Source organism: Vibrio sp. D3 (genome assembly GCF_043995865.1).
Taxonomy (GTDB): Bacteria; Pseudomonadota; Gammaproteobacteria; order Enterobacterales; family Vibrionaceae; genus Vibrio; species Vibrio diabolicus.
Window position 1 is genome coordinate 2179064 of record NZ_CP171887.1, and the last position, 15040, is coordinate 2194103.

The 15040-nt window shown below is 43.7% G+C and carries 15 protein-coding genes; 10 read left to right on the plus strand and 5 right to left on the minus strand.

Going from position 1 to position 15040, the window contains the following annotated elements; translation table 11 throughout:
• Positions 1 to 62 precede the first annotated feature (62 nt).
• The 3 genes from nth (at position 63) to ACHFJ9_RS18035 (ending at position 1738) form a co-directional block, all read left to right on the plus strand.
• A complete protein-coding gene (gene nth, locus ACHFJ9_RS18025; RefSeq protein ID WP_042522463.1) occupies positions 63 to 704 on the plus strand; it encodes an endonuclease III in 642 nt (213 codons plus the stop codon).
• A gap of 32 nt (positions 705 to 736) precedes the next feature.
• Positions 737 to 1153, plus strand: coding sequence for a lactoylglutathione lyase (gene gloA / locus ACHFJ9_RS18030; protein ID WP_005380739.1), 417 nt, complete (start codon positions 737 to 739; stop codon positions 1151 to 1153).
• Between the two features lie 150 nt (positions 1154 to 1303).
• A complete protein-coding gene (locus ACHFJ9_RS18035) occupies positions 1304 to 1738 on the plus strand; it encodes a DUF2753 domain-containing protein (protein ID WP_005384886.1) in 435 nt (144 codons plus the stop codon).
• Positions 1739 to 1858: 120 nt separating this feature from the next.
• On the opposite strand, the gene motY is transcribed toward ACHFJ9_RS18035, so the two are convergent.
• Complete coding sequence (motY, locus tag ACHFJ9_RS18040) at positions 1859 to 2740, minus strand: flagellar protein MotY (protein ID WP_012841571.1); 882 nt, start codon at positions 2738 to 2740, stop codon at positions 1859 to 1861.
• Between the two features lie 263 nt (positions 2741 to 3003).
• Between motY and rnt the strand changes: the two genes are divergently transcribed.
• Entirely contained in the window at positions 3004 to 3648 is a 645-nt protein-coding gene (gene rnt / locus ACHFJ9_RS18045; protein WP_005396536.1) for a ribonuclease T, read from the plus strand.
• 28 nt (positions 3649 to 3676) lie between these two features.
• Positions 3677 to 5002, plus strand: coding sequence for a Na+/H+ antiporter family protein (locus ACHFJ9_RS18050; protein ID WP_005396535.1), 1326 nt, complete (start codon positions 3677 to 3679; stop codon positions 5000 to 5002).
• 75 nt (positions 5003 to 5077) lie between these two features.
• On the opposite strand, the gene ACHFJ9_RS18055 is transcribed toward ACHFJ9_RS18050, so the two are convergent.
• Together ACHFJ9_RS18055 and ACHFJ9_RS18060 are read right to left on the minus strand one after the other, a co-directional pair.
• A complete protein-coding gene (locus ACHFJ9_RS18055; RefSeq protein ID WP_005396534.1) occupies positions 5078 to 5707 on the minus strand; it encodes a DsbA family protein in 630 nt (209 codons plus the stop codon).
• 74 nt (positions 5708 to 5781) lie between these two features.
• Entirely contained in the window at positions 5782 to 6117 is a 336-nt protein-coding gene (locus tag ACHFJ9_RS18060) for a Grx4 family monothiol glutaredoxin (RefSeq protein ID WP_017635833.1), read from the minus strand.
• 284 nt (positions 6118 to 6401) lie between these two features.
• Between ACHFJ9_RS18060 and sodB the strand changes: the two genes are divergently transcribed.
• The 3 genes from sodB (at position 6402) to ACHFJ9_RS18075 (ending at position 8520) form a co-directional block, all read left to right on the plus strand.
• Positions 6402 to 6986, plus strand: coding sequence for a superoxide dismutase [Fe] (gene sodB, locus ACHFJ9_RS18065; RefSeq protein WP_005396533.1), 585 nt, complete (start codon positions 6402 to 6404; stop codon positions 6984 to 6986).
• A 155-nt stretch (positions 6987 to 7141) separates the two neighbouring features.
• Positions 7142 to 7645, plus strand: a complete 504-nt coding sequence (locus tag ACHFJ9_RS18070; RefSeq protein WP_012841566.1) for a VC2046/SO_2500 family protein — start codon at positions 7142 to 7144, stop codon at positions 7643 to 7645.
• 191 nt (positions 7646 to 7836) lie between these two features.
• Positions 7837 to 8520, plus strand: coding sequence for an SDR family oxidoreductase (locus ACHFJ9_RS18075; RefSeq protein ID WP_046874522.1), 684 nt, complete (start codon positions 7837 to 7839; stop codon positions 8518 to 8520).
• A gap of 141 nt (positions 8521 to 8661) precedes the next feature.
• Here the strand turns inward: ACHFJ9_RS18075 and adhE are convergent, their stop codons facing one another.
• Positions 8662 to 11364: a bifunctional acetaldehyde-CoA/alcohol dehydrogenase gene (gene adhE, locus ACHFJ9_RS18080; RefSeq protein ID WP_012841564.1), complete on the minus strand. Its 2703-nt coding sequence runs from the start codon at positions 11362 to 11364 to the stop codon at positions 8662 to 8664.
• A gap of 649 nt (positions 11365 to 12013) precedes the next feature.
• Between adhE and ACHFJ9_RS18085 the strand changes: the two genes are divergently transcribed.
• Positions 12014 to 12652: a YchE family NAAT transporter gene (locus ACHFJ9_RS18085; RefSeq protein ID WP_005396528.1), complete on the plus strand. Its 639-nt coding sequence runs from the start codon at positions 12014 to 12016 to the stop codon at positions 12650 to 12652.
• Positions 12653 to 12687: 35 nt separating this feature from the next.
• Positions 12688 to 13551, plus strand: coding sequence for an ion transporter (locus ACHFJ9_RS18090; RefSeq protein WP_005396527.1), 864 nt, complete (start codon positions 12688 to 12690; stop codon positions 13549 to 13551).
• Positions 13552 to 13606: 55 nt separating this feature from the next.
• Here ACHFJ9_RS18090 and asd read toward each other — a convergent pair whose 3' ends face one another.
• A complete protein-coding gene (asd, locus tag ACHFJ9_RS18095) occupies positions 13607 to 14722 on the minus strand; it encodes an aspartate-semialdehyde dehydrogenase (RefSeq protein ID WP_005396526.1) in 1116 nt (371 codons plus the stop codon).
• Between the last annotated feature and the right edge of the window lie 318 nt (positions 14723 to 15040).

Genomic DNA, 15040 nt, shown 5'->3' on the forward strand with positions numbered 1-15040 from the left:
AAATAAGGCTCTGTCATAGGAGCCTTTTTCATAAACCGCAGAGACGGTATTGGAAGTCAGCAATGAACAAAATAAAAAGAATCGAAATTCTTGAGCGATTACGAGAAAACAATCCGAATCCTCAAACTGAGCTTAACTGGAGCTCCCCTTTTGAGCTGCTAATCGCGGTATTATTATCAGCGCAAGCAACCGATGTAAGTGTCAATAAAGCCACCGACAAACTTTTCCCTGTCGCTAATACACCGCAAAGTATTCTCGATTTGGGAGTTGATGGCTTAAAAGAATACATAAAGACCATCGGTTTGTTTAACTCAAAGGCAGAAAACACTATCAAGACTTGTAAGATCTTGTTGGAAAAACACAATGGTGAAGTTCCTGAAGATCGTGCAGCGTTAGAAGCGCTACCAGGCGTAGGTCGCAAGACCGCAAACGTCGTGCTCAACACCGCTTTTGGTTGGCCAACCATTGCCGTCGATACGCACATTTATCGCGTGTCGAATCGTACTAAGTTTGCAATGGGCAAAACGGTTGATGATGTCGAGCAAAAGCTATTAAAAGTTGTGCCAAAAGAGTTCAAACTCGATGTGCACCACTGGCTCATTCTTCATGGCCGCTACACGTGCTTGGCGAGAAAGCCTCGCTGCGGTAGCTGCATTATTGAAGATTTGTGCGAATATAAAGAGAAAGTATATCCAGATAGCTAACGCTATTTGAAAATCAAAGCTAGGAGCAAAAAATGTCAAATGGTCGAATTCTCCACACTATGCTTCGCGTAGGTGATCTAGACAAATCCATCAAGTTTTACACTGAAGTTATGGGCATGCAGTTGCTTCGTACGAACGAGAATAAAGAGTACGAATACACACTGGCGTTTCTTGGCTACGGTGACGAATCCCAAGGTGCTGTGATCGAGCTAACTTACAACTGGGGTAAAACTGAATATGACCTAGGTACTGCTTTTGGTCATATCGCCATTGGTGTTGATGATATCTACACAACTTGCGACGCTATCAAAGCGGCGGGCGGTAATGTGACGCGTGAACCAGGTCCAGTAAAAGGCGGAAGCACGCACATTGCATTCGTAAAAGACCCAGATGGTTATATGATTGAGCTTATCCAAAACAAGCAAGCTTCAGCAGGTCTTGAAGGCTAAGCGGCACTTCTAATAATCACTTGTACTGCAAGTTGAACATCGATTACAGGCAGGTCTGCGATCTGCCTGTTCTTTTATAAACAAAACACTTTACTTGATAATAATTATCGTTTAGATTTATTCGCAACTTCGATATGCGGGATTACGATAATGATCAGTGAATGGGAAAAACACACACTTCTAGCCGATACGGCACTTCAACTAGATGACCCTGTTCGCAGCATTCTTCATTACCAGCAAGCCCTAAGCCTGAGTGAAGATATTAGCGAATGTGTGGAAATTGAAGCAGACGAGCGATTATTAATTTCTGTGATTTCTTGTCATAACTTAGCTCAGTTCTGGCGTTGGGCCGGAGACACTGACTATGAACTCAAATACCTTCAGCTGGCTTCAGAGAAAGTCTTAACACTCATCCCACAATGCCCAAATAAAGAATGTGCAAGCTTTATCGACTCAATAGGATGTTGCACTAAAGCATTAATAGACTTCATGAAACGTCACCCTAATCCGGCTATTGCCAAACAGGTTGAAAAAATCGATACCGCAACAAATTGCGAAGTCATTGCCAAATTCCGCTTAAACTAACATTCAAATTATACAGCCGGAATCACCGAAAGGTACTTAGCAAAATCCCATTAAAATATTATTAACAACGTCAGTAAATTAAAAACGCCGAAGCTTTCAGCTTCGGCGTTTTTATATTCGTTACACTTGGGTTCGCCCGAGTGATATTACGACTCGGCGGTTTTTGTCTTTTCCTATTGGCGAGCCATTATCTGCAATAGGACGACGCTTGCCGTACCCTTGCACTTGAATTCGATCTTCCGGTAGCCCTAGAGACTGAAAATAATCACGAAGTGACTCTGCACGTCGCTCAGATAAACTTTGGCTCGCACTTTTGCCATCGGTTGAATCGGTGTACGTCGCCACCAGCACGAGATCGATATCTTGATTATGTCGGATATAATCTGCAATTTGTGATAAACGCTTTTTGGAAGCCTTGGTTAACTGATCACCTTGTCTTTCGTAGTGCAAAATCGTAAAGGCAATGTCTTCAAAACTGTATTTCAATAAATTGGAAATACAGTCGCTAAACGCGTTGTACTTATTTTGAAACAGCACGGATGACAATGCGACTTCAATTCTCTGATCTCGGCTCTGCCAATCCTGATAACTAAAGGTCGGATAACGCCCTTTTTCCAGCTCAGACAAAATGCCCCATGCTGTTTGCCCTCCGACATAACCATCAAACTGTTTAAAAAACTTTAGGTTTGTAATTCGATCGGCGTGTTCACCTGGTCGCCAAGGTGGCGGCATAGAGATGAGACTGACGTTACGTGTTTCTCCCATCGGACGACGCATTTTTAACTCAAAGTCTAAATTGATTTTTTTATTCGCACGAGACGAAAATACCGCATCTCCAAAACTTGGAATAGGGTGAACAAGTTGGCATTCTAACGGTGTGTTGACCACCATTTCCCATTGAGATTGCTGTGGAGTGGCAACATAACGTTTACCCATCACAGCAAAACTGCTTGTGCTAAACAACGAAAATACAACGCCACTAGTAATCAGCCATTTCTTCATCTAAGTACTGTCTCTTAAACGGCAGTCTGTTGCCGTCAATTTGAATCAATAAAACCACTTCATCTGGCATGCAAAAACCTCGCCAACGTGCGAAATGTCGTGATATTACGATTAACGTTAATCATGGTAACTCAATCACCCGAAATGCGATCGAGCGTATTGATGAGATGCAAAATAGAATTCCGTTTTTCTCCTAAATTGCGGTTTTTCTCGTCGGTATAATCTGCAATAATGCAGCCTTCGTCACACAAAAATAAGCCGACATGACAATAGAAAATGAAGCTCTGACCTTGAAAAAACGCTTTCGTGGTTATTTCCCTGTGGTAGTAGACGTTGAGACCGCAGGTTTCAATGCTCAAACTGATGCACTTTTAGAAATTTGCGCCGTTACGTTAAAAATGGACGAAGATGGCGTGTTGCATCCGGCCTCCACCATTCATTTTCATGTTGAGCCATTTGAGGGCGCTAACTTAGAAAAAGAAGCGCTAGAATTCAATGGTATTCGTGACCCATATAGCCCTCTTCGTGGTGCAGTTTCTGAGCAAGAAGCGTTAAAAGAGATTTATAAACTTATTCGCAAAGAACAAAAAGCCGCAGATTGCTCGCGCGCAATTATGGTTGCCCATAACGCAGCATTCGACTTAGGTTTTGTAAATGCAGCCAATGAGCGCTGTAAACTAAAAAGAGTCCCTTTTCATCCCTTTGCTACTTTTGACACGGCAACATTGAGTGGCCTTGCTTATGGTCAAACGGTTCTCGCGAAAGCATGCAAAACGGCCGGGATGGAATTCGATAATCGTGAAGCACACTCAGCGCTTTACGATACACAAAAAACAGCAGAATTATTCTGCGGTATTGTCAACAAATGGAAGGCCCTCGGCGGTTGGCCGCTTGCTGACGAAGAATAATAAGTAAACACAACATATTAGGAAAAGTATGAATCCTGTCGTTATATCAGTGTGCGTCATGCTCGTGTTAGCATTGATGCGCGTAAACGTGGTGGTTGCCCTCACGTTTAGTGCCATCGTTGGTGGCCTTGTCGCAGGCATGAGCCTTGGAGACACAGTTGCCGCGTTCGAAAGTGGTTTAGGTGGCGGTGCGACTATCGCTCTAAGCTACGCAATGTTAGGTACTTTCGCCGTTGCCATCTCTAAATCTGGCATCACGGACCTACTGGCAAAAAGTGTTATCAAGCGCTTAAATGGTAAAGAAAACTCGGCGTCAACTACCGGGTTAAAGTACGCGGTGTTAGTCGCGCTCGTTCTTGTCACTATGTCATCTCAGAACGTAATTCCGGTCCATATCGCCTTTATTCCAATTTTGATTCCACCTCTTTTGGGCGTATTTGCGAAACTTAAGCTCGATCGACGTTTGGTTGCGTGTGTTCTTACCTTTGGTTTGATCACACCTTACATGATCTTACCTGTTGGTTTCGGCGGTATTTTCTTAAACAACATTCTATTAAAGAACCTACATGACAACGGTTTGGAAAACGTGGTTGCAAGCCAAGTTCCAACTGCAATGTTACTGCCAGGTGCTGGTATGTTGTTTGGTCTATTGCTGGCAATCTTTGTTAGCTACCGTAAACCACGCATCTACGAAGAAACGGAGTTGACTGTCGTTCACGAGACAGATCATGCTATCAATAAAAAGCACATCTTGGTGGCCGCTCTTGGTATTGTCGCCGCATTGGGTGTTCAGCTTTACACTGGCTCAATGATTATTGGTGCTCTAGCTGGCTTTATGGTGTTTACTTTTGGCGGTGTGATTGCTTGGAAAGAAACACACGATGTCTTCACAAAAGGCGTGCATATGATGGCTATGATTGGTTTCATCATGATCGCTGCCGCAGGTTTTGCTGCGGTAATGAAGCAAACAGGTGGCGTTGAGACATTAGTACAGTCTCTCTCTACCAGCATTGGTGATAATAAGCCGCTTGCTGCGCTATTAATGCTAATTGTTGGTCTGTTGGTAACAATGGGTATCGGTTCATCGTTTTCAACCATTCCAATCTTGGCGACAATCTACGTTCCACTCGCGTTGGCATTTGGTTTTTCGCCAATGGCAACAATCGCGCTAGTTGGTACTGCTGCCGCTTTGGGTGATGCTGGTTCTCCAGCGTCCGACTCGACATTAGGCCCTACATCTGGTCTAAATGCCGACGGTCAGCATGAGCACATTTGGGAAACGGTTGTTCCAACCTTTATCCACTACAACATTCCACTGATCATCTTTGGTTGGATTGCTGCAATGGTGCTTTAGTACCGTTGTTTGATGGATATACTTAGTTACGAAAAAGCCGCTCATTGAGCGGCTTTTTGTTATTTGAAATCGCGATTATTGCGCTGGCATATTGTCAATAATACGCTCACGTATCAGTTTCAAGGTAGGCTCTGTTGACAGATAATCCACGGCAATCGGGAAATAAGCGTCGTTAATTTGAAGAACCAAGCTAGGGTAAGAATCCACGCCTAGGCTCTTTGCAAGACTCAGTTGATCTTGGAACACACCTTCTAAGAAAGAGCCGTCCATATCGTTCTTGAACTGCTGAACATTCAAACCAATTTCTTTAGCTAGCTGCAAGTGAGTCGCTTCTTCATGAGGAGGCATCGCACGTAAGTAATACGCATGTTGAATCGCTTCTAGCATCTGCTCATAAGAATCTTGAAAGCCCGCAGCGATAACTGCGCGACAAGATTGGTAAGTGCTTCTTACTGGCGTACAAAGCTTCCAGAAATCGTAGTTAAACTTGGTGCCCAACTGACGCTCAATCTGCTTCCAAATACCTTCGAGTTTTTGTTGCATCTCTGGTGGCATCGGCAAACTAGTATCTGGCGCAAGACCACCCACCACATACTCAAACTGAATAACGCCTGGCAGTTGCTGTTTCAATTTATCAAGCGTCGGTTTGTAACCCCAACACCAACTGCACATTGGGTCATGCACGTAGTAAAGCTTTATGTTCATTCCACTAACCTAAAAAGAAAAAGGAGCCAGTACGGCTCCTTCGTATTCTATCGCTAAATGTGAGTATTTACGAATTACTCAGCTTGATCTTCAGCGCGCGCTGCAGCTTCTTTGATTAGAGGCTGAAGTTCACCTTTTTGGAACATTTCTAGAATGATGTCGCAACCGCCGATAAGCTCACCTTCAACCCATAGTTGAGGGAATGTTGGCCATTGTGCGTACTTTGGTAGCTCAGCACGGATATCTGGGTTTTGCAGAATGTCTACGTAAGCGAACTTCTCACCACATGCCATTAGAGCCTGTGACGCTTGAGAAGAGAAACCACAGCTTGGCAGTTTCGGTGATCCTTTCATGTACAGCAGGATTGAGTTTTCAGAGATCTGCTGTTTGATTTTGTCGATAGTTTCCATCGCTTCCTCATTCATGGGTTTGAACTTTGTTTATTTGCCACATTCTACTCAATAACGACAGAATAAAAACCATATAATTAATAAGGCTTAAATTCAGGTTGCTTGATGGCGAACAATTCAGCACTTCACAGCCGCTAACCCCTTAAAATATTTTCATATCGGGGTTTTAATAAAGTAAAAACTTGCTAAAATACTTAGCAAGTCAGCCTTAAAGGCTACATAGCTATAAAAAACACTGGAAGCAATCGAAAGGTCATCCTTTCAAATCAATGGAGAATCGAGTAATGGCATTTGAACTACCAGCTCTTCCTTACGCGAAAGACGCACTAGAACCACACATCTCAGCAGAGACTCTAGACTACCACCACGGTAAGCACCACAACACATACGTTGTTAAGCTAAATGGTCTTATCCCTGGCACTGAGTTCGAAGGCAAAACTCTAGAAGAGATCATCAAGACTTCTACTGGTGGCGTATTCAACAACGCAGCGCAAATCTGGAACCACACGTTCTACTGGCACTGTCTTGCTCCAAACGCGGGCGGCGAACCAACTGGCGCAGTTGCTGACGCAATCAACGCAGCATTCGGTTCTTTCGAAGAATTCAAAGCGAAGTTTACTGATTCAGCAATCAACAACTTCGGTTCTTCATGGACTTGGCTTGTTAAGAAAGCTGACGGCTCTCTAGAGATCGTTAACACTTCTAACGCTGCTACTCCTCTAACAGAAGAAGGTACAACACCACTTCTAACTGTTGACCTGTGGGAACACGCATACTACATCGATTACCGCAACGTACGTCCTGATTACATGAACGGCTTCTGGGCACTTGTAAACTGGGACTTCGTAGCTGAGAACCTAGCGAAGTAATTTTACTTCCCCCTAAGTTCAATTTAGTCTTATTTTAAAAGCTCGCTGAACCAGCGAGCTTTTTATTTTTCGCTTAAATACTCCAATTTAATCTCTTCTTTTTCCTAAAGTTCTTCTCAGACACGCCGTTAAAATGGCATCGAGCGAGGAACATCATGCAAATTCATACTTTAGACAAAGCGGCAATTATTAACGAACTTCAGTTCGGCAATGGTATCAACCATGCTGTCCACGAAGGACGTCGTGCCGATTTTGCACTGATTTTGTCGATGTTTTCTAACGATGTACGCGACGTTGTACCTGTAGAGGAAATCAAAGAAGTAGCCACCAGCGAAGATATACTCCGTCAACAACTTGAATTGTCAACGCCTCAAGCTCTTCGTTCTGATAGCAGCAGCTATGAGCTAGCAGCACAACAAGCAAAACAATTCCACGGTGCAGGTCTACCCTCAGCGAAACTGAGTCACTACTTGAAACCAGACGCCCTGACCTACTTGCCGGAAGATACGTTTAACCTTCCTGAAGACGTTTATCACAACCTATCCGGTCATGAGCGACGCAAATTGGGCGAGCGCAACAAAAACCTCATCCCAGATGCAGGGCTATACAATCAACTAGTGACGGCTCAACGTCAGTATCAAATTCAACTGCAAGTATAGAGATCATTGTTCAACCAACAGCTTGCAGTATCCACAGTCAGAAATGTGACGCCTTACAAATTACCGCACAATAGTCCTCATCCAAAAGCGTTAGTTTGAAGTCTTTCACACTGAGCCTTTCTAATTTCAACCATGCTAATAGCACAAACCACTGGTGTATTTTTTTCACACAGGGATACAGTGAAGGTGTTATGGATATTAAAGAATCAATTATTCTCGTCACGTCTGCAGGTTCTGTTATAGGAAGGACTTGTGCTAGTCACTTTGCTCACCTTGGAGCGACGTTGATTCTTTGTGACCAAAACTCTAGCGCTCTAAAAGCGAGCTATGAGCAGATTAGTGCCTTCACAGATAAAGTCTATGCGATGAATGTGTGCAGTGATAACACAACGTCCATTAACTTACTGTTTGATCAAATAGAATCGCAGCTGCGTGCGACACCAGACGTAATAGTCAACTGCTGGACGAGCTCTCCCATGCCAGGCTTGATGGCTCCCGAACCTATGAGTACTTACATTGATCACTTGTCTTCTGCAGCACGTTTCCTCTACACCTATGGCCAGGTGGGAGCCGAACGATTTCGCGCTAGAAATAAGAAAGGGGTAATTGTTAACGTCATTTCCCATGACAGCCATGAAGATTTAACGGGAGTCGAAAGCATGGCTGCTTTGGTGTCAGGTTTTACTCACAGCTGGGCAAAAGAGCTCACTCCATTTAATATTCGGGTGGGTGGCGTCATTCCTTCGGTAAACCATACAAGAGAAGAACTTAACGAAAGACACTGGGCCGAGATCCAAGATGAATTGGTTCGCAATACCGCATATATCGTATCAAATGAGTATTTTAGTGGCAGAGTGGTTGCTACTGAAGTATGAATGGACAACGTGTTTGTTGCGTCAACGGATCGCTATGACTCGACTCTTTCAACAAAAAAAGCCCCAGTCAAATGACTGGGGCTTTTACTTTTCCCGGTTAAGGTTTCGTGCTAGCGAAAACCTTACTCACACGACTCTTAATTACGCGTCAGCTTTTTCTTTCTTTGCTTTAGGCGCCGCTTTCGCTGCTTCTTGGTCTGCTTTCTTCTTGATAACTGTTGTACCTTCGAAAGTTTCACCTTCAACGAATGCTTTACCGTAGTAAGAAGCCATTAACACATCTTTAAGTTCGCTAATTAGTGGGTAGCGAGGGTTCGCACCAGTACATTGGTCATCGAACGCTTCAACTGCTAGCTCATCAAGTTTCGCGATAAAGTCTGCTTCAGCTACGCCTGCCGCTTGGATAGACATTGGGATGTCTAGGTTCACTTTTAGCTCATCCAACCATGCTAGTAGACGTTCAATTTTCTGAGCAGTACGGTCACCAGCTTGGCTTAGACCTAAGTGGTCAGCAACTTCAGCGTAACGACGACGTGCTTGTGGGCGGTCGTATTGAGAGAACGCTGTTTGTTTAGTTGGGTTATCGTTCGCGTTGTAACGTACAACGTTAGAGATAAGTAGTGCGTTTGCTAGGCCATGTGGAATGTGGAACTCAGCACCTAGTTTGTGCGCCATTGAGTGACAAACACCTAGGAATGCGTTAGCAAATGCCACACCAGCGATAGTTGCGGCGTTGTGTACTTTCTCACGAGCGATTGGGTCGTTAGCGCCGTTCGCGTAGCTTGAAGGTAAGTATTCTTTTAGCATCTTAAGTGCTTGTAGAGCCTGACCATCTGAGTATTCGTTCGCAAGAACAGATACGTAAGCTTCTAGAGCGTGAGTTACTGCATCGTAACCACCAAATGCTGTTAGAGACTTAGGCATGTTCATCACTAGGTTAGCATCAACGATAGCCATGTTTGGCGTGATTTCGTAGTCAGCTAGTGGGTATTTAGCACCAGTCTTGTCGTCAGTAACAACCGCAAATGGTGTAACTTCTGAACCAGTACCTGAAGTTGTAGTGATACATACAAGCTCAGCTTTTTGACCCATTTTAGGGAACTTGTAAATACGTTTACGGATGTCCATAAAGCGCATTGCTAGTTCTTCGAAGTGAGTTTCTGGGTGCTCGTACATTACCCACATGATCTTCGCAGCATCCATTGGTGAACCACCACCTAGCGCTAGGATAACGTCTGGTTGGTAGCTAGCCATTTGAGCCGCACCTTTCTCTACTACAGAAAGCGTTGGGTCAGCTTCAACATCGAAGAATGTTTGAACTTCCATGCCTTGAGCCTTAAGTAGGCTTACTACGTCATCTGCGTAACCATTGTTGAATAGGAAACGGTCAGTTACTAAGAATGCGCGCTTCTTACCTTCTAGGTCGCCTAGAGCAATTGGAAGGCTACCACGACGGAAGTAGATTGACTTAGGTAGTTTATGCCACAACATGTTTTCAGCTCGCTTCGCTACAGTTTTCTTGTTGATTAGGTGTTTAGGACCTACGTTCTCAGAGATAGAGTTACCACCCCATGAACCACAACCTAGAGTTAGAGAAGGCGCAACGTTGAAGTTGTACAAGTCACCGATACCACCGTGAGTAGTCGGGATGTTGATTAGGATACGAGCTGTCTTCATCTTGTCACCGAAGTAACGGATACGGTCAGCGTTAGTATCTTGGTTAGTGTAAAGACCAGATGTGTGGCCGATACCACCAATCTCAACCATAGTTACCGCTTGAGCAACCGCGTCTTCGAAGTTGTCAGCACGGAATAGACCTAGAGTTGGAGATAGTTTCTCGTGAGCGAATGCGTCATCGTGAGACACTTTACCTAGACCTTCACCAACAAGGACTTTCGTGTCTGCTGGAACTTTAACGCCTGCCATTTCAGCGATTGCCGCTGCTGGCTGACCTACGATTTTCGCGTTTAGCGCGCCATCGATAAGAAGAACTTTACGAACTTTTTCTGCTTCTGCTTTGCTTAGTACGTAAGCTTTGTGAGAAGCAAAACGCTCTTTTACTTCGTCGTACACTTCATCAACGACGATTGCAGCCTGCTCAGAAGCACATACTACGCCGTTGTCGAAAGTCTTAGACATCAGGATAGAAGCCACTGCACGTTTGATGTCAGCAGTTTCGTCGATAACAACAGGAACGTTACCTGCACCTACACCGATTGCTGGTTTACCAGAAGAGTAAGCTGCTTTAACCATGCCTGGGCCACCAGTTGCAAGGATAAGAGCAATGTCATCGTGTTTCATAAGAGCGTTAGAAAGCTCAACAGAAGGTTGGTCGATCCAACCGATGATGTCTTTTGGTGCACCCGCTGCTACTGCTGCGTCTAGAACCAGTTTCGCTGCGTCGTTAGTCGAGTTTTTCGCACGTGGGTGTGGTGAGAAGATGATACCGTTACGAGTCTTCAGAGAGATTAGAGATTTGAAGATCGCTGTAGATGTAGGGTTAGTCGTTGGTACGATACCGCAGATGATACCTACAGGCTCAGCGATAGTCATAGTGCCTAGGTTGTCATCCTCTTCTAGGATGCCACACGTTTGTTCGTCTTTGTATTTGTTGTAGATAAACTCAGAAGCGAAGTGGTTCTTGATTACTTTATCTTCAACAATACCCATACCAGATTCTTCAACCGCTTGTTGAGCTAGCGGGATACGGGCTTGGTTAGCTGCAAGCGATGCTGCACGGAAGATTTTGTCTACTTGCTCTTGAGAGTAAGTAGCGAACTCTTCTTGCGCTTTCTTAACGCGAGCAATCATTGCATCTAGTTCAGCCATATTAGTTACAGGCATAGGGAATCTCCTAAAATTAACAAATATTAAAAACTTTTTACTAAGGCTATTACTTATCGTTTTTACTGTTTATCAGTCACTTAGAAAACAAACGTCTTAGTAAATTGCTTTCAGGACTGAGTATAATATTTCAGAGTGTGAAAAAAATTGACTTGGATCAGTTCTCACGACCTAAATACCACCAAAGTGGTGCCCCATCACACTAAAACGACATAACTCACTGATAAACAAATAAATTAATCTTCACTTTTTATTGAACAAAAAAGAAGCAAATAGACAAATAAATAAAAGAAACTACAACAACCTGTAAAAAAGTTTCATTTTTAGCCAACAAAATTACATGTAGGCCCAATTCCTTGTGCTACTGAGAGTATATCGAACCGAATACATCTCTCTACAAACCACCTTAGTTTTTATCAAAAGTGTGCGAATGTTAACGTTTATGTAAAACAGCACGCTTTGACAGCAACTTTATACGCAACAATTCTTTTCCAGATTAGATACAGTTTATTAAAGAATTAGTTTTTCTCACTAAAACAGTAGGAAATGCGTTAGTTTTTTTCATTTCTTCCAACCCAACTTTTGCCTTACATTACGCCCAAATACCCCTTCTCCTTTTCACTAATGTGAACTTTAATGAGTACGCAACATGCAAACTTTTGAACTTGCTATCTTCTTGCAGTTTTTTCTTGGTTTGGTCGCCGCAGTAAACCCTGTTGGTATCATGCCTGTGTTTGTGTCACTAACCGGACATATGACACCAGACGAAAAGCGCAATACGGCAACCACAGCGAACGTGGCTGTTGCGATCATCCTGATCATTTCGCTCTTTGCTGGCCAGTTACTATTAGATATGTTCAGCATTTCTCTGGATTCGTTTCGTGTTGCAGGTGGGCTACTGCTGCTTAGCATCGCGTTCTCGATGATGAGCGGTAAACTGGGGGAAGATAAACAAAACAAACAAGAAAAATCAGAATACGTGAGTCGCGAGCAGATCGGTGTTGTTCCTCTTGCGATGCCGCTAATGGCAGGACCAGGCGCAATCAGTTCGACTATTGTTTACGGTGCACGCTACCCAAGCATGTTTGATACGGTAGGCATCAGCATTACAATTGGCTTGTTCTGTCTATGCTCGTGGCTGTTGTTCCGCTCTGCCCCACTGATCGTGCGATTTTTGGGCCAAACTGGTATCAACGTCATTACCCGTATCATGGGTTTGATATTAGGCGCATTGGGTATTGAGTTTATCGCCAATGGTTTACGCAACTTATTTCCAGGATTAGCCTGAGTTTCTATAAAATTGTATGATAGAGCGATTCAACAATGGATCGCTTTGTCATGACGACTGACTCTCTCAAACATACTCTTTATGTCACCATTTTTGGTACTCATACCAAAGCTGGTCGAACCTTCGATATTGCACTCATTATCGCGATTATCAGTTCTCTAATCGTGCTGGTATTAGACTCAATACCATCCGTACGCGCCGAGTGGGCAAAAGAGCTGAAATACTTGGAGTACACTTTTACCGGTTTATTCACTATTGAGTATTTTCTCCGGCTTTATTGCTCTCCAAAACCAGCCGCCTATGCGAAAAGCTTTTATGGCGTCGTTGATTTACTCGCGATTTTACCTACTTACTTAGCACTGTTTTTCCCTTCTGCCTCCTTTATGGGCGTAATAAGAGCACTACGAGTCATGCGAATATTCCGCATACTCAAGTTGGTCCGCTATCTTCAAGAGTCCAACATCCTCTTACGCTCTCTACTGATGGCGCGCAGAAAGATTTTTATCTTCTTTAGCTCTGTCGCCATTATGGTCACGATCTTTGGGTCACTGATTTTTGTCATTGAGGGGCCTGAAAACGGATTTACTAGCATTCCGAAAAGTATTTATTGGGCTATTGTGACCATCACAACGGTTGGATATGGTGACTTGGTACCTCAAACAGATCTCGGAAAAGGACTTGCCTCACTCACCATGTTGTTGGGTTATTCAATTTTGGCGGTCCCTACTGGTATTTTCACAGCAGAGCTTCACCAAGAAATGCAATCGCACAAAGTATTAGTGAAGTGTCCGAACTGTTCTCACGCCGGGCACGACTCTGATGCGACTTACTGTAAACACTGTGGTAGTGAACTGGCCGATCCTGATAAACGCGTTGTTCGTGGAGAAGACGAAGCATAAAAAAGAGCTCCCTAGGGAGCTCTTTTATTTTGTCATCAAACAAAGATTGATGTGATTATGCTTTCTCAGAAAGAATAATGCGTAACGTACGACGCAATGGTTCTGCTGCGCCCCATAGTAGTTGGTCACCAACAGTGAAAGCATTTAGGAAGTCATCACCCATTGCCATCTTACGTAGACGACCTACTGGTACGGACATAGTGCCTGTTACTTTTGCAGGTGTAAGTTCTTGCGCAGTAATGTCACGATCGTTAGGAATCACTTTAACCCAGTCGTTATGAGTGGCGATGATTTCTTCGATTTCATCCATTGGGACATTTTGCTTAAGCTTGATAGTGAGAGCTTGAGAGTGACAGCGCATCGCACCAATACGGACACAAGTACCATCAATTGGCACAGGCGAGCTTTGTGAGCCCAAGATTTTGTTTGCCTCTGCGCCCGCTTTCCACTCTTCTTTACTCTGACCGTTATCACGTTTCACATCGATCCACGGAATAAGCGAGCCAGCTAATGGTACACCGAATTTATCGGTAGGGAAAGAACCGCTGCGCATTGTGTCTGCAACTTTTTTATCAATATCTAGGATAGAGCTTGATGGGTTTGCAAGTTCGGAACTTACAGAGTCATTGATAACGCCCATTTGCGAGATCAGTTCACGCATGTTTTGCGCGCCAGCACCAGAAGCGGCTTGGTACGTCATTGCGCTTGTCCACTCAACAAGGCCTTTCTCGAATAAGCCACCTAGACCCATTAGCATTAAACTAACCGTACAGTTACCACCAACAAATGTGTTCGTGCCACCGTGGATGCCTTGTTGGATTTGCTTTAAGTTCACAGGATCAAGCGTGATGATGGAATCTTCCGCCATACGTAACGTAGATGCTGCGTCAATCCAGTAGCCTTTCCAACCGGCTTGTCGAAGTGCTGGGTAAACTTTTTCTGTGTAGCTACCACCTTGACATGTAATTACCGCATCAAGCTGTTTTAAGCTTTCAATATCATACGCGTCTTGCAGTAAGCCTGCGTCTTTTCCTAAGTTAGGAGCAGGAATACCAACTTGAGAAGTACTGTAGAATACTGGTTCGATTAGGTCGAAGTCTTTCTCTTCAACCATACGCTGCATAAGGACTGAACCAACCATACCGCGCCAACCAACTAAACCAACTCTCATCGTATTAACTCTCCATGTATTAAAAAACCTACCCCATAGTTAATTTTTCGCATCAAAATCTCAACCCCTATTTTGTAAATAAGCCTATTTTTTAACCTTTTCCTATGAAAATTCGTGTTAAACGAGATTTTTTAGTGTTTGGTTTGCGATTTCGGCCATTTTTCAAGTAGGGAAAGCCCTGTTACTCCAAATTGGTCTTACCACTCAGTGATAAAATAACACATGAAGCACAATAATTTCACATTACACAACATTTAAAACCAAAAAAGTTAAAACAAACTAACAGTTAATTTCACAAGCAAACGTTTTTGCCGACGA

What these genes read in the sequence shown, in the direction of transcription:
- nth (WP_042522463.1), top strand. Translation starts at nt 63, where the DNA reads ATGAACAAAATAAAAAGAATCGAAATTCTTGAGCGATTACGAGAAAAC.
- gloA (WP_005380739.1), top strand. Translation starts at nt 737, where the DNA reads ATGTCAAATGGTCGAATTCTCCACACTATGCTTCGCGTAGGTGATCTA.
- ACHFJ9_RS18035 (WP_005384886.1), top strand. Translation starts at nt 1,304, where the DNA reads ATGATCAGTGAATGGGAAAAACACACACTTCTAGCCGATACGGCACTT.
- motY (WP_012841571.1), bottom strand. Translation starts at nt 2,740, where the DNA reads ATGAAGAAATGGCTGATTACTAGTGGCGTTGTATTTTCGTTGTTTAGC.
- rnt (WP_005396536.1), top strand. Translation starts at nt 3,004, where the DNA reads ATGACAATAGAAAATGAAGCTCTGACCTTGAAAAAACGCTTTCGTGGT.
- ACHFJ9_RS18050 (WP_005396535.1), top strand. Translation starts at nt 3,677, where the DNA reads ATGAATCCTGTCGTTATATCAGTGTGCGTCATGCTCGTGTTAGCATTG.
- ACHFJ9_RS18055 (WP_005396534.1), bottom strand. Translation starts at nt 5,707, where the DNA reads ATGAACATAAAGCTTTACTACGTGCATGACCCAATGTGCAGTTGGTGT.
- ACHFJ9_RS18060 (WP_017635833.1), bottom strand. Translation starts at nt 6,117, where the DNA reads ATGGAAACTATCGACAAAATCAAACAGCAGATCTCTGAAAACTCAATC.
- sodB (WP_005396533.1), top strand. Translation starts at nt 6,402, where the DNA reads ATGGCATTTGAACTACCAGCTCTTCCTTACGCGAAAGACGCACTAGAA.
- ACHFJ9_RS18070 (WP_012841566.1), top strand. Translation starts at nt 7,142, where the DNA reads ATGCAAATTCATACTTTAGACAAAGCGGCAATTATTAACGAACTTCAG.
- ACHFJ9_RS18075 (WP_046874522.1), top strand. Translation starts at nt 7,837, where the DNA reads ATGGATATTAAAGAATCAATTATTCTCGTCACGTCTGCAGGTTCTGTT.
- adhE (WP_012841564.1), bottom strand. Translation starts at nt 11,364, where the DNA reads ATGCCTGTAACTAATATGGCTGAACTAGATGCAATGATTGCTCGCGTT.
- ACHFJ9_RS18085 (WP_005396528.1), top strand. Translation starts at nt 12,014, where the DNA reads ATGCAAACTTTTGAACTTGCTATCTTCTTGCAGTTTTTTCTTGGTTTG.
- ACHFJ9_RS18090 (WP_005396527.1), top strand. Translation starts at nt 12,688, where the DNA reads ATGGATCGCTTTGTCATGACGACTGACTCTCTCAAACATACTCTTTAT.
- asd (WP_005396526.1), bottom strand. Translation starts at nt 14,722, where the DNA reads ATGAGAGTTGGTTTAGTTGGTTGGCGCGGTATGGTTGGTTCAGTCCTT.